Annotated in this window: 15 protein-coding genes; 8 read left to right on the top strand and 7 right to left on the bottom strand. The window is 68.0% G+C overall.

The genetic code is table 11. The features are described from left to right. Positions 1 to 7 precede the first annotated feature (7 nt). The 3 genes from ASF06_RS07610 to ASF06_RS07600 all read left to right on the top strand — a co-directional run bounded on the left by ASF06_RS07610 (position 8) and on the right by ASF06_RS07600 (position 3,728). Positions 8 to 910: an LPXTG cell wall anchor domain-containing protein gene (locus ASF06_RS07610; RefSeq protein ID WP_055945285.1), complete on the top strand. Its 903-nt coding sequence runs from the start codon at positions 8 to 10 to the stop codon at positions 908 to 910. A gap of 97 nt (positions 911 to 1,007) precedes the next feature. Continuing rightward, positions 1,008 to 2,876 (top strand): DUF2207 family protein, encoded by a 1,869-nt coding sequence (locus tag ASF06_RS19695; protein ID WP_082500769.1) that lies wholly within the window; start codon positions 1,008 to 1,010, stop codon positions 2,874 to 2,876. Positions 2,877 to 2,924: 48 nt separating this feature from the next. Then, positions 2,925 to 3,728 carry a DUF1206 domain-containing protein gene (locus tag ASF06_RS07600; protein WP_055945281.1) on the top strand — a complete coding sequence of 268 codons (804 nt, stop codon included), beginning with the start codon at positions 2,925 to 2,927 and terminating at the stop codon, positions 3,726 to 3,728. A gap of 88 nt (positions 3,729 to 3,816) precedes the next feature. On the opposite strand, the gene ASF06_RS07595 is transcribed toward ASF06_RS07600, so the two are convergent. Genes ASF06_RS07595 through ASF06_RS07585 form a run of 3 tightly spaced genes read right to left on the bottom strand, consistent with a single transcriptional unit; the run spans position 3,817 to position 6,656 of the window. After that, on the bottom strand, positions 3,817 to 4,617 hold the full coding sequence (locus ASF06_RS07595; RefSeq protein WP_055945279.1) for an HAD-IIA family hydrolase: 801 nt from the start codon (positions 4,615 to 4,617) through the stop codon (positions 3,817 to 3,819). Between the two features lie 56 nt (positions 4,618 to 4,673). After that, entirely contained in the window at positions 4,674 to 5,384 is a 711-nt protein-coding gene (locus tag ASF06_RS07590) for a metal-dependent transcriptional regulator (protein ID WP_055945277.1), read from the bottom strand. Between the two features lie 18 nt (positions 5,385 to 5,402). Beyond that, positions 5,403 to 6,656: an Nramp family divalent metal transporter gene (locus tag ASF06_RS07585; protein ID WP_055945275.1), complete on the bottom strand. Its 1,254-nt coding sequence runs from the start codon at positions 6,654 to 6,656 to the stop codon at positions 5,403 to 5,405. Positions 6,657 to 6,839: 183 nt separating this feature from the next. On the opposite strand from ASF06_RS07585, the gene ASF06_RS07580 reads away from it, so the two are divergent. The 3 genes from ASF06_RS07580 to ASF06_RS07570 all read left to right on the top strand — a co-directional run bounded on the left by ASF06_RS07580 (position 6,840) and on the right by ASF06_RS07570 (position 9,605). After that, positions 6,840 to 7,535, top strand: coding sequence for a TrmH family RNA methyltransferase (locus ASF06_RS07580; protein ID WP_055945272.1), 696 nt, complete (start codon positions 6,840 to 6,842; stop codon positions 7,533 to 7,535). Next, a complete protein-coding gene (locus ASF06_RS07575; protein ID WP_055945269.1) occupies positions 7,532 to 8,608 on the top strand; it encodes a glycoside hydrolase family 6 protein in 1,077 nt (358 codons plus the stop codon). Before ASF06_RS07580 ends, ASF06_RS07575 begins: the two co-directional genes overlap by 4 nt. A 76-nt stretch (positions 8,609 to 8,684) precedes the next feature. Then, positions 8,685 to 9,605 (top strand): response regulator transcription factor, encoded by a 921-nt coding sequence (locus ASF06_RS07570; protein ID WP_055945267.1) that lies wholly within the window; start codon positions 8,685 to 8,687, stop codon positions 9,603 to 9,605. 37 nt (positions 9,606 to 9,642) lie between these two features. Here ASF06_RS07570 and ASF06_RS07565 read toward each other — a convergent pair whose 3' ends face one another. Both ASF06_RS07565 and ASF06_RS07560 read right to left on the bottom strand, forming a co-directional pair. Next, positions 9,643 to 10,005: an Hpt domain-containing protein gene (locus ASF06_RS07565; RefSeq protein WP_055945264.1), complete on the bottom strand. Its 363-nt coding sequence runs from the start codon at positions 10,003 to 10,005 to the stop codon at positions 9,643 to 9,645. After that, the gene (locus ASF06_RS07560) at positions 10,002 to 11,447 is read right to left on the bottom strand and encodes a glycosyltransferase (protein ID WP_055926689.1); all 1,446 of its coding nucleotides are present in this window, start codon (positions 11,445 to 11,447) and stop codon (positions 10,002 to 10,004) included. The genes ASF06_RS07565 and ASF06_RS07560 overlap by 4 nt, the downstream gene beginning before the upstream one ends. A 125-nt stretch (positions 11,448 to 11,572) precedes the next feature. Between ASF06_RS07560 and ASF06_RS07555 the strand changes: the two genes are divergently transcribed. After that, positions 11,573 to 12,190 carry a hypothetical protein gene (locus ASF06_RS07555; protein ID WP_055945261.1) on the top strand — a complete coding sequence of 206 codons (618 nt, stop codon included), beginning with the start codon at positions 11,573 to 11,575 and terminating at the stop codon, positions 12,188 to 12,190. Between the two features lie 15 nt (positions 12,191 to 12,205). Here the strand turns inward: ASF06_RS07555 and ASF06_RS07550 are convergent, their stop codons facing one another. Further along, positions 12,206 to 13,366, bottom strand: a complete 1,161-nt coding sequence (locus ASF06_RS07550; RefSeq protein ID WP_055945258.1) for a sensor domain-containing diguanylate cyclase — start codon at positions 13,364 to 13,366, stop codon at positions 12,206 to 12,208. Further along, complete coding sequence (locus tag ASF06_RS07545) at positions 13,363 to 15,021, bottom strand: sensor histidine kinase (RefSeq protein WP_055945255.1); 1,659 nt, start codon at positions 15,019 to 15,021, stop codon at positions 13,363 to 13,365. The genes ASF06_RS07550 and ASF06_RS07545 overlap by 4 nt, the downstream gene beginning before the upstream one ends. 102 nt (positions 15,022 to 15,123) lie before the next feature. Here ASF06_RS07545 and ASF06_RS07540 point away from each other — a divergent pair, with 102 nt between their 5' ends. Further along, positions 15,124 to 16,656, top strand: a complete 1,533-nt coding sequence (locus ASF06_RS07540; protein WP_055945253.1) for a molybdopterin-dependent oxidoreductase — start codon at positions 15,124 to 15,126, stop codon at positions 16,654 to 16,656. Positions 16,657 to 16,659: the final 3 nt, after the last annotated feature.

The raw sequence follows: 16,659 nt of genomic DNA, 5'->3' as shown, positions 1-16,659 counted from the left end.
GAGAACAATGTCCCGCACAATCCTTTCCCGCCTCGGCGCGGGCCTCGTCGCAACGGCTCTCGTTGCTGGCGGATCGCTCCTCGTCGCAGCGCCGGCCTCCGCCGCTAACGACATCGTCACGCCCAACTCCGTCGTCGAGAACACCTGGGGCCCTGACAACACCGTCACGGTCTCCGGAACCGGCACCGCCGGCGACGAGCTCGAGGTCGACCTGCTGGACTCGAACGACCTGAGTGGCACGCCGAACTCCTACCTCTCCGACACCGCGGTCTTCGAGACCACGGTCCTGGAAGATGGCACCTACTCGATCACGTTCTCGCTCGAAGCATCTGACTTCTCCGCGTACCCCGCGCTCGGAGACACCGTCTTCGCTGCGATCTTCAACAACACGGCCGATGTAGACCCGATCTTCGTTCCGATCGCCGTCACGGCGTTCGCTCCTGCAGCTCAGAACGTCATCATCGACCCGATCTGCCTCACGGGCGACGCTGTCCGCGACCCGGGCGTGTCCGTCTACGCCACCGGCTTCGGCCAGGGCGAGGTCGTCACGTACACCGTGACCGACGCTGCCGGCACCGTTGTTCCGGGCGACGGCAACACCGTCACCGCTGACCAGACCGGTTCGGTCGGCCCCGCGTTCCTGACGCTGTTCTCCTCCACCGGAAACATCCCCGACGGCGTCTACACGATCACGTTCTCCGGTTCGGTCACCACCGCCGGTCTCGTGACCATCGGAAACTGCGACGCTCCCGTTGTCCCCGTCGTTCCTGCTGAGGTTGTCCCCGCTGCCCCGCAGCTGGCCAACACCGGTTCGTCCGACGCCGGCATCCTCGTCGGTGGCTCGGCTCTCCTGCTGCTCGTCGGTGCCGCCCTCGTGGTCGCCCGTCGTCGCCAGAACGCCGACGCGTAACCTGAATCACCCGCCGATCTGATCGGCACCCGAAGGGCCGAGACATTCCGTCTCGGCCCTTCGTCGTTCCCGTCGCCCTTTCCGTAGAGTGAGCAGCATGCGCCCCATCCCCGTGACCGCACGTCTTATGACCGCCCTCGTCGTCACCGGTCTGGGGTTCACGGGGCTGCTCACGGCCGCCCCCGCGAACGCGACGGTCCTCGAGGCCGCACCCGTCGCATCCGGGGTCTCAGCGGGCGTCGACGACTTCTCGTTCTCGTCGTACGACGCCGACTTCTATCTCGGCACCGACGCCGACGGCCGGTCGACGCTCAAGACGGTCGAGACGTTCGTCGCCGAGTTCCCCGAGGCCGATCAGAACCGCGGAATCCGACGGGCGATTCCGGTGGAGTACGACGGGCATCCGACCGATGTGCACGTCGAGAGTGTCGTCGACCAGAACGGCGAGCCGCGCGGTTTCGAGGCGGAGAGGAACGACGACGGGGACTTCCTCGTAGTCACCGTGCGCGCTGACGAGTTCGTGCACGGCGCGCAGACGTACACATTCACGTACACGCAGCACAACGTCACGAGACATGCCGACGACACCGACGTCGACGAGTTCTACTGGGACACGGTGGGCTTCGACTCGGCTCAGAGCTTCGGGTCGGCGACAGCTCGGCTGCACGTGCCGGACCCGCTCGCCGCCTCGCTCACCGGAGAGGCGAGCTGCTACGCCGGGCCCTACGCGTCGAACACGCCATGCCCTGTCACGACCGAGTCGGGCGACGGCGAGACCGTCATCACCGCGGGCGGAGTGCCCCTCGGAGCGCGCGAGAACGTGACCATCGCGGTCGGGTTCGCCTCGGACACCTTCGTGCCGCGCGACGACTCGTACCTCGGCGCCTGGCAGGGATGGGCGCAGCTCGGCTCGGGCCTGCTCGCTCTGGCCGCGGCAGTGCTCGCGATCGTCTGGCGCACCACCGGGCTTCGAGATGCCCGGGGCAGGCCGACCATCATCGCCGAGTACACGCCGCCGCAGGCCGACGTCTTCACCTCGGCCGTGATCCTGAAGCGCACGAGCCGCGCCGCGGCATCCGGATTCGTCGATCTGGCGGTGCGCGGCAACCTGCAGATCGTCGAGAAGCCGAGCGAGAAGATGTGGTCGAAGAAGCCGGAGTACTGGCTGCAGGCCGTGCACAGCGACGGCCTGACGGCGCAGGAGCTCGAGTTCTACCGGCTGATCTTCGACGATGCGACCGGCGGCAGCCGCGAACTCAGCAAGACCGACACGGCACTTGCGAAGGGCGTGCAGACGTTCCTCAAGACCGTGCGAGCGAAGGCCATCGCAGACGGCTACTACAAGAAGGGAACGGCGGGTCGGAGCCTGCTGCTCTCGGCGGTCGCCTTCGTGGCAGGCGTCGCCACGATCATCTTCGGCGCCATGTTGAACTCGCAGGATCGGGGAGGGGCGCTGCCGTTCATTCCCATTGCGATCGGCGTTCTGTGTGTCGGGCTGTCGTGGGTGGTTCTGGCCCGCACGCCCCTCACCGCCTCCGGTGCCGAGCTGCGCGACTACCTCAAGGGCATCGAGCTCTATCTGACGGTGGCGGAGGAAGACCGGTTCCGCATGCTCCAGAGCCCCGAGGGTGCTCTGAAGACCCAGGTCACCTCTCCCGATGGGGGACAGATCGTCGAGATCTACGAGAAGCTGCTGCCCTTCGCCGTGCTGTGGGGCGTCGAAGACGAGTGGGCGAAGGTGCTCGGAACCTATTACGAGAACCAGCAGACGCAGCCCGGATGGTACGGCGGAACCGCCGGTTTCAACGCCGGTTACTTCGCGGCCAGCGTCGGATCGTTCGCGGCCGCCTCGGCCGCGAGCTATTCGGGCAGCGCCGCCAGCACGTCCTCGTCATCGAGCGGGGGATCGGGCGGCGGCGGCTTCTCGGGAGGCGGCGGTGGTGGAGGCGGAGTGGGCGGCGTCTAGCCTGTCCAGCCCTCCGCGCGCGGGGCGTTGTCTCGGTAGCCTCGAACAATGACCAATTCTGCGAAGAGCGCCGCCCGCACCGCCACGAACAGTCGGGCGCTCGAGATCCTGGCCCGCACAGGCTTCGCCGTGCTCGGACTGCTGCACATTTTGATCGGCGCGATCGCCATCGGCCTCGTCGGCGGATCGGGGGAGTCGGCCGACCAGTCGGGCGCCCTGAGCGAGCTCGCGTCGAAGCCCGGGGGCATCGTCGTGATCTGGCTCGTCGCCATCGGCCTCTTCGCCCTGGCCCTCTGGCAGATCGCGCAGGTGTTCCTGCTCCACGAGCCCGACCCGAAGAAGAAGTGGGGCCGACGCGTCTCCGAGCTCGGCAAGGGAATCGCCTACGGCGCCGTGGGCGCCACCGCGCTGACGTTCGCTCTCGGGGGTTCGTCGAGTTCGTCGAACTCGAGCCAAGGCCTCAGCGCGAAGCTGCTCGCGAGCCCCGGAGGCGTCGTGCTCCTGGTGGTCGTGGGACTCGTGGTTGCCGGCATCGGCGTGGCCTTCGTGGTTCAGGGAGTGCTCAAGAAGTTCGAGAAGCACCTGGTCATCCCCGCGGGCACCACCGGAAAGGTCGTGCGTGGACTGGGGATCGGCGGCTACGTGGCCAAGGGCATCGCCCTGTTCGTCGTGGGCGTGCTGTTCGTGGTGGCCGCCGTGACCGCGGACCCGGAGAAGGCATCCGGCCTCGACGGCGCCCTCAAGGCGCTCATCGACCTGCCGTTCGGAAAGGTGATCCTGGTCGCGGTGGGTATCGGACTGATCGCCTACGGCCTCTTCTGTGCGGCCCGCGCCCGCTGGGCGAAGCTCTAGCCCTCTGTCGCAGCAGGCGCGCCCGTCCGGTGCATCCGCGCCTGGACGGCCGGGGGCGGAAGCGCCGCCGAGGCGCGGATGGCGCGGGTTAGATCTCGTCGGACTCGAAAGGTTCCGTGCGCAGAAGCTCGCTCACTCCCGACAAAATCTCGTCGGGGCGGAACGGGTACTTCTCGATCTCGGCCTGGTCGCTGATGCCGGTGAGCACGAGGATCGTGTGCAGGCCAGCCTCGATGCCGGCGACCACGTCGGTGTCCATGCGGTCGCCGATCATGCCCGTGTTCTCGGAGTGGGCGCCGATGCGGTTGAGCGCGGAACGGAACATCATGGGGTTGGGCTTGCCCACGACATAGGGCTCCATTCCCGTGGCCTTCGTGATGAGGGCGGCGACCGCCCCGGTGGCCGGCATCGGGCCCTCGGCACTCGGCCCCGTCGCATCCGGGTTCGTGACGATGAACCGCGCGCCCGCCGAGATCAGCCTGATCGCGCGGGTGATCGCCTCGAACGAGTAGTTGCGCGTCTCGCCGACGACCACGTAGTCGGGGTCGGTGTCGGTCATGATGAACCCCGCCTCGTGCAGCGCGGTGGTGATTCCGGCCTCGCCGATCACGAAGGCGCTGCCGCCGGGCATCTGCGACTTGAGGAAGCTGGCGGTGGCGAGCGCCGAGGTCCAGATCGCCTCTTCCGGCACCTCGAGACCGGATGCGCGGAGCCGGGCGCTGAGGTCGCGCGGCGTGTAGATGGAGTTGTTGGTGAGCACGAGGTAGGGCTTGCCCTCGTCGCGCCACTGCTGCAGGAGCTCGGCCGCCCCGGGAAGCGCCCGGTTCTCATGGACGAGGACGCCGTCCATATCGGTGAGCCAGCATTCGATCTCATCGCGTCGAGCCATGGGAGAGTCCTTTCGTCGCCTGCCCTCGACAGCCTAGCCGCGTCGACCGGGCGCGCTCAGATCCCTGATGAGATCCAGATCGACGAGCTGCCGGATGCCGACACGGGCACGAGCGCGCCCGTCGCGTCGGCCCCGGAGTCGGCCCGCACGACGATGGCGCCGTCGTCCGCCTGAGACACGACCGTGACCGTGGTCGACGGGCGGATTCCCGCCGCGGCGAGCGCCAGGAGCAGCGACGGATCGCGGTCGCTGATGCGCACGATCGTGCCCGAGGCTCCGACGGCGGCCTGGGAGAGCAGGAGCGCCGGCGACGAATGGACGGTGCCGTCCGCCGAGGGGATGGGGTCTCCGTGCGGGTCGCTCCTCGGATGCCCGAGGCGCGCGTCGATGGCGTCGAGGAGCCTCTCAGAGATGGAGTGCTCGAGCACCTCGGCCTCGTCGTGCACCTCGTGCCAGTCGTAGCCCATCTCGTCGACCAGCCACGTCTCGATGAGCCGGTGGCGCCGGATGACGCCCCGGGCCCGGGCGATTCCCTCGGCCGTGAGGGTCAGCGGTTTGTAGGGCTCGTAGTTCACGAGGCCCGCCGCGCTGAGCTTCTTCGCCATCTCGGTGACCGACGACGGGGCGACGCCCATGGTCGAGGCCAGAACGGAGGGCGTGACGGGGTCGGACTGCCACTCGGTGTGGTGGTAGATCGTCTTGAGGTAGTCCTCGGCGGCCGAGTCGGCGTTCGGCTGGGTTCGTCGGGCCGGCTCGGGGATGCTCATGATCGCTCCAGCCTATTGTCAGGCTCCGGTGAAGATGAGCACGAGCAGCGTGACGTTGAGCGTGACGAGCAGTGCCGAGGCGATGATGCCGGCCACCGTGGTGTACCAGCGGTTGGTGAATTCTCCGAGCAGCTGCCGGCGCGACGTGAGCCAGACGAGCGGGATCAGGGCGAACGGGATGCCGAACGAGAGCACGACCTGGCTGACCACGAGCGACCAGGTGGGGTCGAGCCCGACCCCCAGAATCACGAGCGCGGGGATGAGCGTGACCAGTCGACGCCACACGATGGGGATGCGCACGCGGAGCAGCCCGTGCATGATCTCGGCCCCCGCGTAGGCGCCGACCGAGGTCGAGGCGAGACCGGATGCGAGCAGTCCGACCGCGAAGAGCGTCGCGATCACTCCGCCCATGGCCTGGCCGATCGCCGCGTGCGCGCCCTCGAGCGTGTCGGTTCCCGCCACCCCCTGCAGCGAGGTCGCGGCGAGCAGCAGGATGGCGAGGTTCACGGTCCCCGCGATGGCGAGGGCGATCGACACGTCCCAGCGGGTGGCGGTGAGCAGGCGCTTCGTGGTCTGGTCGACGCTGCGGCTGACGAAACGATCGCGGGTGAGGGCGGAGTGCGCGTAGATGGCGTGCGGCATGATCGTGGCGCCCAGAATGGATGCCGCGAGCAGCACCGACGCGGGGCCGTCGAAGCGGGGCACGAGCCCGCCGACGACGGATGCGGCATCGGGCGGATTGATGACGACTCCGGCCGCGAAGCCCACGGCGATGATCACGAGCATCGAGATGATGACGCGTTCGAAGGTCTTCTGCCGTCCCGACCCCTGCAGGATGAGCACGAGCATCGAGACGGTGCCCGTGATCGCGCCGCCGAGAAGCAACGGCAGGTCGAACAGCAGCGAGAGGGCGATGGCCCCTCCGATGATCTCGGCGAGGTCGGTGGCCATGGCCACGAGCTCGGCCTGCGCCCAGAAGAGTCGCCGGCCCCAGGTGCTGCCGATGCGTTCGCCGAGCAGCTCGGGCAGGCTCTTGCCGGTCACGATCCCGAGCTTGGCGGAGAGGTATTGGATGAGCCAGGCCATGACGTTGCCGAGCACGACGATCCAGACGAGGAGGAAGCCGAACGCGGCGCCCGCCGTCATGTTGCTCGCGACGTTGCCCGGGTCGAGGTAGGCCACTCCCGCCACGAGGGCGGGTCCGAGCAGCCACACGAGGTGCGAGCCGCGGGGGGCTGCCGGCGTCGTCACCGGTGAGGGGGTGTGAAGCATTCCGCTACTGTAGCGAATTTTTAGGCGCGCCTAAAAATTCCGTTCGTCGAGCTTGTCGAGACGCCTGTCGACGGGGCCCTTCGACAGGCTCAGGGAACGAACGTTCCGTTCGTCGAGCTTGTCGAGACGCCCTCCGACAGGCTCAGGGAACGGCGGAGCGAAGCGGGAGGGTAGCCTGAGGGGATGCCCGATGAGCCGGTTCCCGCGTCGCCGAATCCGTCTGCCGAACTCACCACCAATGGCGTCGGCCCCTGGCAGGGCGATCTGCCCGACGACGACATCTACGACCCCGAGCTGCTCGCGGCGGGCGACTCGCGCAACGTGATCGACCGCTACCGCTACTGGCGCATGGACGCGATCGTCGCCGACCTCGACCTCACGCGGCATCCCTTTCACGTGGCCATCGAGAACTGGCAGCACGACCTCAACATCGGATCGATCGTGCGCAGCGCCAACGCCTTCGGCGCCGACACGGTGCACATCATCGGGCGGCGCAGGTGGAACAAGCGCGGCGCCATGGTGACCGATCGCTACCAGCATGTGCTGCACCATCCCGACGTCGAGACGTTCGTCGCGTGGGCAGCGGATGCGGGGCTGCCGGTAATCGCCATCGACAACGTGCCGGGCAGCGTGATCATCGAGACCTTCGCCCTTCCGGAGTCCTGCGTGCTGCTGTTCGGCCAGGAGGGGCCGGGTCTCTCGCCGGAGGCGCTCGAGGCCGCGCAGGCGATCGTCGAGATCAGCCAGTTCGGCTCGACCCGCTCCATCAACGCCTCGGCCGCGGCGGCGGTCGCGATGCACGCCTGGATTCTGCAGCACGTCTCTTTCGCGCGGCCGACGCCGGATACGCAGCCGACGCCGGATACACTGACGACGTGACGTCAAAAGGCTCGCGAATCGGGGTAGCGATCGCCATCGTGGCCCTCACGCTGCCCATCGTGGCCCTGGGCGTGGTCTTCACCGGGCTCGTCTCCACCCCGATACCCGCCTCCGAATCGGCCTCCGGCTCCGAGTCGGGCTCCGGCTCCGAGAGCGACCCGGGAGCGCCGATCGACAATCCGCTGCAGGGCCAGACCTTCTACGTCGATCCCGAGTCGCTCGCCGCGAAGGCCGCCGCCGCATCCACCGCAGCCGACCAGGGCGGTTCGGACTCGACGGTGGCGCCGTCGGTGCAGACCGAGGTGCTCGACAAGCTCGCGGCCACTCCCGCCGCGATCTGGCTCGTCCCCGAGAGGTATCCGACCGAGACGGTCGCCGCCACGGTGACCGCGACGCTCGACGCGGCCGCCGCATCCGGTCAGACGCCCGTCTTCGTGGTCTACGGCGTGCCGAACCGCGACTGCGGAAACCTCTCGTCCGGCGGGCTCACCGCTGCGGAGTATCCGCTCTGGGTCGCCCAGATCGCCGGTGCCTTCGCCGACCGCTCGGCCATCGTCATCCTCGAGCCCGACGCGCTCGCCCTGGCAACGCAGTGCGGCAACGTCGACGAGCGCATCGCACAGATCAAGGGCGCCGTCGACACCTTCTCGTCGACGCAGGCCGTCGTGTACCTCGACGGCGGGCACTCGACCTGGCTTCCGGCGACGCAGATGGCCGACCTGTTGAATCGCGCGGGCATCGCCGAGACGCGGGGCTTCGCCACGAACGTGTCGAACTACAACTCCACCGTCAAGGAACGCGCGTACGGCGAGAAGCTGTCGTCGCTGACGGGCGACTCGCACTACGTGATCGACACGGGTCGCAACGGCAAGGGGTCCAACGGCGAGTGGTGCAACCCGTCGGGCCGAGCCCTCGGCGTGGCCCCGACCGTCGTCACCGACGCGGGCCACCTCGACGCCGAGCTCTGGGTCAAGCCGCCGGGCGAGAGCGACGGCACGTGCAACGGCGGGCCCGCCGCCGGAACATGGTGGCCCGAAAGCGCGCTGGAGCTCGCCGACAATGCCGGCTGGTAGCCGCGCCCTTTGGTAGGGTGCAGCGTACCTTTGATGATTGGGGATCACTGTGGGGTTTGAGGCGCAAGACAGACGGATGGCCGTCATCATCGAAGACGATGCAGACATCCGGCACCTGCTCGAGAGCGTCCTCACCCAGGCCGGCTTCGACGTCATCGCTACGAGCAACGGCCACGACGGCATCCAGGCGGTGCGCGCCTACGAGCCCATCGTCACCACGCTCGACGTGAGCATGCCCGGCATGGACGGTTTCGAGGTGGCCAAGCGCCTGCGCACCTTCAGCCAGACCTACATCGTGATGCTCACGGCTCGCGACGAGGAGATCGACACGCTTCAGGGGCTCGAGGCCGGTGCCGATGACTACCTGACCAAGCCCTTCCGCCCGCGCGAGCTGCGCGCCCGCATCGACGCGATGCTGCGTCGCCCGCGGATCGCGTCGGCCGATGAGCCGGTCGCTGCGGCCGCTCCCGCAGCCGCGGTCGTGGCTCCTGTCGCCACGGCTCCTGTCGCCACCGCTCCGGCACCCGTCGCGGCGGCGCCTGTCGCGCCGGCGCCCGCGGCGCCTCCTGCCGCTGAGCCCATCACCAGAACGGGCGCTCATGCCGCGCCGGGCGTGCCGGATGCCGCAGAGCCGGCTGCCCGCGAGACGTCGGACGACGGCGGCGAGGGGTGGATCGAGCACAACGGACTCCGACTCAACCGCGAGATGCGCCTGGCGTCGCTCGAAGGCAAAGACCTCGACCTCACCCGCACGGAGTTCGACCTGCTGGTCGCTGTCGTCGAGTCGAAGCGTCGAGTGCGCACGAAGGCCGACCTGGCCCTGCTTCTGCGCGGCGAGAGCTATGTGACCGCCTACTACGTGACCGAGGCCGACAAGCGCGCCGTCGAGGTGCACATGGGCAACCTGCGCAAGAAGCTCGGCGACAGCCTCACGACGCCCCGGTGGCTCGAGACGGTGCGCGGGGTCGGCTACCGGCTCGCGGCGCCCGACGAGTAAAGACTCGTCGGCCCCTCAGAGCTCATCGTCTCGGCGCTCACGCGGTCGAGGTGAGCCCGAACCGCACGTCGAGTTCGACGCACGTCTCCTGCCCGACCTGCTCGAGCCGTGAGAGGTGCCGCGCGCAGCCCTCGAAGTCCTGCCGCTCGAGCGAGCTGTGCATCAGCGATGCGGTCGCCTCGATGACCTGCGCGCCGATCATCCTCGACGACGACCGGATGCTGAGGAGCACGACGTGGGTCTCCTCGGCATCGCGGCGGTCGAGGGCGTTCGTCAGCCTCCGGACACGGGTCTCCCAGAGGCTGACGAAATCGCGGGCGAAACGGGAACGCGCCCCCTCGTCCCGCCCCACCGAGGTGAGCAGGTCGTGGAGGGCGTCCTCGTCGAGAAGTCGACTCATACCTTGTACCCGTGCTGGCGCTTGACGAGCTTGGCGAACATGGTGAGCGTCTGCAGAACGGTGATGACACCGAGCACGGGCCAGCCGATCCAGAGGATCGTGGACTGCAGCATGATCGGAAGCTGCATCCAGATGACGACCATCGCGACGATGATGCCGGCGGCGACGAGCAGCGGGGTGAGGTACGCGTTGCCCGAGCCGCGCTCGGCCTTGGCCTGCTCTGCCCAGTTGTCGACCTGCTTGTTGCTGGCGAACTTCGACCAGGCCCGAACGAAGTGTCCGATGCGCACCCACATGTAGAGCTCGGCGGGGAACATGGCCATGGCGAAGAACGTGTCGCGCCAGCTGCGGTTCTTCATCGAGGCCGCGGTGCGCCAGTTCAGCGCGATGGCGACGACGGGCGGGATGAGCCAGACCGGGCTGAAGACGAAGGCGCCGATCGAGAGCGAGGCGATGAGCAGCAGGAAGAACAGGCCCCGGGTGACGATGTTGGCGACCATCGAGAGGTTCTCGAGCCAGCGCAGTCGCAGGTTGGGGTGGAAGGGCTGGCCCTTCGTGTCGCCGCGCTGCCCCGGCCACATGAGCTCGATGGCGCCGAAGTTCCACTTGACCTGCTGGGCGTCGAGGCCGCGCAGTGTGGTCATGCCGCCGACGTTGGCGCGGGCGCGGGCCGAGATCTTGGTGAGGTAGCCGGCGCTCTTGATCTGCAGCGAGAGCAGGGAGTCCTCGACCTCGCTGTCCTTGACCCACGGGGTGGCCTGGTGGCTGTCGGCCATGACCTCGCGCAGGGCCTTGATCGAGAAGATCGAGAACTGACCGCCCAGAACCGCCATGTTGCGGCCGCGCAGCATGTTCTGCATGTTGAAGGCGGCGAACTGGGCGCGCTGTCCCGAGATGAGGAACTTGGCCATGGTGCCCTTGATGGGCGCCTCGTCGATCGAGTAGATCGCCGAGATGCCGCCGATGCGGGTGTCGGAGGCGATCTCTGCCTCGAGCGACTCGACGGCGGTGACGTCTGCCGTGGTGTCGCCGTCGACGCCGAGCAGGTAGTCGCAGCCCTCGACCAGCGAGTAGCCGTAGTTGAGCGCGCCGACCTTCTTGTCGGGGTTCTCGCCGATGTCGTGGATGAAGACCTCGGTCTCCTGCGTGACGCCGTTGTCGGTGCGGCTGTGCGGGCCGGCGTACTCGCTGGCGATCTCGACGGTCTTGTCGGTGGAGTTGTTGACGACCACGTGGATGACGTCGGGGAGGCGGGTCTGAGCCAGCAGCGACTCGAGGACCTCCGCGATGGAGTCGGCCTCGTTGTACGCGGGAACGATGCAGCCGACCATGGGGCGGTAGCTCGGCAGGGCATCGACGATGTCGATGAACTCGGTGGCGTAGGCGGCAAGTGCGGGGTCGACAGCCGGCTGGGGCTTCACGTAGCGGTTCGTCTCGGTCATGAATGCAACTGTGCCCGAGCGACATCAGGCTTTCGGCAAGCCAATGACAAGGTCTCCACAAGATATGCTCAAGATTCGCGCACCTCATGCGAGGGGTGAGACGCGACCGTCTGGGGGAATGACGCATGATTCGCAGAAGCTGGAAGAACGCGGCCGCAGCTGCTGCCCTCGGCACGGCCCTGGTCGTGACCCTGAGCGGGTGCGGCACCGCCCCGTGGGCCGCCGGCGAGACATCCGCCGCCACGTCGACCAAGACGTCGACCCCGACGCCCAAGGCCACGATCACGTCGATCGTGAACGAGCTCGCCACCGGCTCCGCCCAGCATCAGCTGCAGGCCGGCGACGCGGCCCTCACCGCCAACTACTGGTCGACCCTCAGCATGGATCAGTGGACCGCCGAGGCGAACAAGCCCATCAGCTTCTCGCTGATCGCAGCCCTCGGAACCGATCAGGGACAGGGGGTCTACCTGTCGCGGGTCAGCGTCGTCGTCGCCGTGGCCGGGCCGAAGGGCTCCCTCGAGGCGCCGGCTCCGCTGAGCGACCAGGCCTCCGTCACGCCGGGCTACGACATCAAGTCGCCCTACAGCTACAGCCAGACGTTCATCCTGCCCGCAGTCGACCCCGCGGCCACCAGCGTGACCCTGTCGTTCACCTACGAGCTGCTCATCCAGACCACGCCGACGTCGGGCACCTACGCCAAGCAGACGGCCAGCGACCAGGTCACGATCGCGATCGCTGAGTGACGTCAGGAACGCTCGTCACGACGCGGCGCTGACCTCGATGCGGTTTCCGCCGGCCGCCTTCGCCGCGTCGATCGAGCGTGACACCTCGGCGATGAGCGCGTCGAGCGTGTAACCGTGATCGAAAGTATCGGCGACGCCGAGACTCGCGGTGAGTCTGATCTTCTGGGTGGCAGGAAGAGGATTGTCGACGAGGGCCACCTGGATGCGCTCGGCGTACGAGAGTGCCTCGGTCGCGCTGGCGACGGCGACGAGTATGAAGAAACGGCCGGCAGACGGATGACCGATGGCCGCCATCACCGGGACACTTCCGCGCAGGGTCTGGGCGAACGTGGAGATCGCCTCGTCGCCCGCGGCGCGCCCGAAGGCCGTGTTGACCTCGGGGAGTCGGTCGACGTCGGCACCGATCAGGGCCATGCCGACGCCGCGGGGAGCGGCCCTCTCGAGGTGGTCCTCGGCCATCTGAAGGAATGACTCGGCGGAGAGCACACCGGCGCGCGACAGGATGCCCACGCTGAGGTCTCCGACCGCGCTGCCTCCGCCCTGCTCGGCGCGCAGCACGGAGGCCGTGATCGCGGCGCTGATGATGAGGGCCATCGTGACGACGGACGCGATTCCCGAGTTGAAGTACAGGCTGAAGGGAACGCCCTCGGGCCCGGCGTAGAGAAAGGAGACCGCGCGGCCGATGGAGAAGACCGCGACGATCCAGAGCACGATTCCGAGCGAGCGCCCGTTGACGTTGCGGCGAAGCCGGCCGCGCTGCAGCTCGAAGGCGCCGAGCACGCTGAGTGCGCTCACCCCGAACCAGAGCACTGGCGCTCCGGCCCAGATGCCCTCGGATTGAGTGTGAAGAAGCGTGACGACCGCGACGATGGCGGCGATGGTGACGACGACCCAGAGCAGATGCCGTCGACCGTTGTGCAGCCGGGTACCGGACCAGAGAGCGCCGACGGCGCCGATATAGGCGACATTGCCGATGACGAGACCCCACCAGGCGCCCGGAACGACGGCCACGACCCCGAAACCGGCGGCCACGATGATGGCGCTGATGAAGCCCAGGCTCCACATACGACCGGTCGGGTCGTTGCGTGTGAACGAGGTGTTGAGAATGAACGAGACTCCGCAGAGCACCACTGCGAGGCTCGACATCGTCATGAGGGTGGTGATGTCGAGGGTCATGGGGTCACCTTAGATTCAGATGAAGCGTCGCCAGCCGCTTCGCGTTCCTTCATCGGAACAGTCATGATCGCCGTCGTGCCCTTGCCGCGGGCCGACTCGAGCCGCAGCTCGCCACCGTGCTGGTGCACGATGTCGCGGCTGATACTGAGCCCGAGGCCCGATCCGTGCACGGCCGAGTTGCGCACCGAGTCGGCCCGGTAAAAGCGGTCGAACAGATGGGCCTGCTCCGAATCCGTCATGCCTCGGCCGGTGTCGTGCACACGCAGCTCGGCGACATCCTCGGACGTCGCGGTGAGGCTGACATCGATGCGTCCGTACGGCACGTTGTACTTCACGGCGTTCGACAGGAGGTTGTCGACGACCTGCCGCAGGCGGAAGGCGTCGGCGTCGAACACCAGCGATTCGAGTTCGGGGGTCGTGAAGGTGATGTGGCTGATGGATGCGACGGGCGTGATCGACTCGATGCTCTCGCGAACGATCTGGGCCAGGTCGCAGGGCGCGAACACCATCAGCAGGGTCTGGGTCGATTCGCTCGCGGCCGTGAGCAGATCGGCGACGATGCCCAGCATGCGGTCGGCATTGCGCGAGGTGATCTCGAGCATCGCCCGGGTGCTGTCGGAGATGTCCTCGTCGAGGGCGAGCTCGGTGTAGCCGACGATCGAGGTGAGCGGGGTTCGCAGCTCGTGCGACACCGATGCCACGAGATCGTCGCGGGCCTTGACCGCCTTCAGCTCGGCCGTGATGTCGCGGAAGACGATGACCCCTCCGTCGTAGTTGCCGTGCTCGTCGATCACGGGCCGCGACGACGTGAGAATCGCCACCTGCGCTTCGCCCGGTTCGCCGAACCACACGGTTTCACGGTCGATCACCTGGCCCCGGAGCGCTTTCTGAAAAGGCCGATCCTCCTCTTCGTACGCGGTCGTGCGGTCTTCCCTGTAGACGACGGCCGGGACGATCGCGCCGTCTCCCACCCCGAACGGCGCGACCATTTCGCGCTGGGCGCGGTTGATCAGATTCACACGGCCGCTTCCATCGAAGCCGATGACGCCGAAGTCGACGGCGTCGAAGAGTTCGTCGAGCGTCTGCTTCTGCCTGCGTGAGCTCTGCAGGGCCTGGTCGAACAGATCGGCTTGCTGCTGGAGCAGGGAGCGTTGTGCCGCGGCACGTCGGGTCGTGGTGTAGACCGTGGTGGCGACGAAGCCGAGCACGATGGGGACGACGCCGAGTCGTGGGAGCACGGCGGGGTCGATCGCGGTACCGCCGTCGCGAATCAGTTCGCCTCCCCAGGTGAGTACGGCCGGAAGCACCACACTCGTGGCCGCGCCCCACAACCCGAAATGCATCGACATCCAGATCACCGGGAAGACGAAGAGCAGGGTGGCGCCCAGCAGGGGTTGATCCTGTCGGATCAAGGCGATGAACAGGATGTCGAGGACGGGAAGTATGGCGATCCAGGTCTTCGCGATGCGGCCCCACGGAACGGCGGCGGCCAATCCGGTCACGGTGAAGATGCCGATGACTCCCGCGAAGAACATCGGAGAGGCGAGATTCGAGGGATCGATGATGAACGAGATCGTCGCGAGCACCAGCGTCGCGCCCGTCAGAAGTAGCTGGGAGAGAAATACGGACCGCTCGACGGCAGCGCGGAGGGCCACCCCACTGTCCCCCGACACAGCTACCACCATCTGAGAGTAGCAACCGAGGGGTGGCTCGAATACCCAGCTGGTCTCACGGACTCGACGCGTAGTGTCGAACCCATGCGCACACAGTGGATGGCCGCCCTCGTCGGAGTGCTGTCGGCCCTCGCCGTGCTGGCCGTGGCCGAGGTCGTGGCCGTCTTCGTCTCGGCCTCGTCATCGCCCTTCTTCGCGGTCGGCCAGCTTGCCATCGATCTGGCCCCCGGCTGGCTCAAGGAGACGATGATCGGCCTCTTCGGCACGGGCGACAAGATCGCGCTCTTCGTGATCCTCGGCATCGTGGTCGTGGCGTTCGCCGCGCTCGCGGGAGTTCTCGAGCGCCGTCGACCGCCCCTCGGAGTCGCCGTGCTGGTGCTGTTCTCGGCGATCGCGGTCGTCGCGGTGCAGACCCGGCCCGAGGCCAGTGCCCTGTGGGCGTTCCCGACCGTGCTGGGAATGATCGCCGGAGTGCTGGTGCTGCGAACGGGCATCGGGCGGCTCGGGGCCTGGGTCGACGCGCCGGCGAGCGCCGCGGCAGGGATGCGCAGGCGGCAGTTCCTGACCTTCGCCGGGGTCACGGGCGCCGTCGCCCTGATCGCGGCCGTCGGTGCCCGCGCGATGAACGCCAGCACGGCGGCGGTCACCGCCATCCGGCAGGCGATCACGCTGCCCGCCCCGGCGACGCCGGCGCCGGCGATCCCCGCGGGAACCAGCCTCGACGTGGAGGGCATCACCACCCTCGTCACCCCGAACGAGCAGTTCTATCGCATCGACGTGGCTTTGCAGGTGCCGCAGATCGACCCCGACTCGTGGCAGCTGAAGATCACCGGGCTCGTCGACACCGAGGTCACGATCGGCTATGCCGAGCTGCTCGCACTGCCGCTCACCGAGCACGTCACCACGATCGCCTGCGTCTCGAACGAGGTCGGGGGAGGCCTCATCGGTAACGCGACCTGGCTCGGCTACCCGATCAGAGAGCTCCTCGCCAAGGCCGGGCCGCAGGCGGGGGCCGACATGGTGCTCTCCTCGGGTCCCGACGGATTCAGCGCCGGCACGCCGATCGAGGCACTCACCGATCCGAACCGCGAGGCGCTTCTGGCCGTGGGCATGAACGGAGAGCCGCTGCCGACCGAACACGGTTTCCCGGCCCGGATGATCGTGCCCGGCCTCTTCGGCTACGTCTCTGCCACCAAATGGGTCACCGAGATGCGGGTCACGCGCTTCGCCGATGCGGAGGGGTACTGGACTCCGCGCGGATGGGACGCGCTCGGGCCCGTGGTGACCGAGTCGAGGATCGACGTTCCGCTGTCGGGCCAGACCGTCGCATCCGGCACCGTCGCGATCGCGGGCGTGGCCTGGGCACCGCACACCGGCATCGCCGGGGTAGAGGTGCGCATCGACGACGAGGCCTGGCAGCAAGCCACCCTGGCCGCGCCGATCTCCGACGACACGTGGGTGCAGTGGGTGCTGCAGTGGCCGGCGACCTCGGGCTCGCACACGATCGCCGTGCGGGCGACCGACAAATCGGGGTACACGCAGACGCAGCAGGAGGCTCCGCCCGCACCGAGCGGCGCGACCGGATGGGACACGATCACGGTGACGGTCGGCAGCTGACCC

The sequence above is a fragment of the Agreia sp. Leaf244 genome (genome assembly GCF_001422695.1).
Lineage (GTDB): Bacteria > Actinomycetota > Actinomycetes > Actinomycetales > Microbacteriaceae > Agreia.
This window is presented reverse-complemented; position numbering and strand designations above follow the sequence as displayed.

Excerpts from the sequence above, each read along its gene's own strand:
- ASF06_RS07540 (WP_055945253.1), top strand. The coding sequence starts at position 15,124 with ATGCGCACACAGTGGATGGCCGCCCTCGTCGGAGTGCTGTCGGCCCTC.
- ASF06_RS07565 (WP_055945264.1), bottom strand. The coding sequence starts at position 10,005 with ATGAGTCGACTTCTCGACGAGGACGCCCTCCACGACCTGCTCACCTCG.
- ASF06_RS19695 (WP_082500769.1), top strand. The coding sequence starts at position 1,008 with ATGCGCCCCATCCCCGTGACCGCACGTCTTATGACCGCCCTCGTCGTC.
- ASF06_RS07590 (WP_055945277.1), bottom strand. The coding sequence starts at position 5,384 with ATGAGCATCCCCGAGCCGGCCCGACGAACCCAGCCGAACGCCGACTCG.
- ASF06_RS07585 (WP_055945275.1), bottom strand. The coding sequence starts at position 6,656 with ATGCTTCACACCCCCTCACCGGTGACGACGCCGGCAGCCCCCCGCGGC.
- ASF06_RS07595 (WP_055945279.1), bottom strand. The coding sequence starts at position 4,617 with ATGGCTCGACGCGATGAGATCGAATGCTGGCTCACCGATATGGACGGC.
- ASF06_RS07550 (WP_055945258.1), bottom strand. The coding sequence starts at position 13,366 with ATGACCCTCGACATCACCACCCTCATGACGATGTCGAGCCTCGCAGTG.
- ASF06_RS07580 (WP_055945272.1), top strand. The coding sequence starts at position 6,840 with ATGCCCGATGAGCCGGTTCCCGCGTCGCCGAATCCGTCTGCCGAACTC.
- ASF06_RS07600 (WP_055945281.1), top strand. The coding sequence starts at position 2,925 with ATGACCAATTCTGCGAAGAGCGCCGCCCGCACCGCCACGAACAGTCGG.
- ASF06_RS07610 (WP_055945285.1), top strand. The coding sequence starts at position 8 with ATGTCCCGCACAATCCTTTCCCGCCTCGGCGCGGGCCTCGTCGCAACG.
- ASF06_RS07560 (WP_055926689.1), bottom strand. The coding sequence starts at position 11,447 with ATGACCGAGACGAACCGCTACGTGAAGCCCCAGCCGGCTGTCGACCCC.
- ASF06_RS07570 (WP_055945267.1), top strand. The coding sequence starts at position 8,685 with ATGGCCGTCATCATCGAAGACGATGCAGACATCCGGCACCTGCTCGAG.
- ASF06_RS07555 (WP_055945261.1), top strand. The coding sequence starts at position 11,573 with ATGATTCGCAGAAGCTGGAAGAACGCGGCCGCAGCTGCTGCCCTCGGC.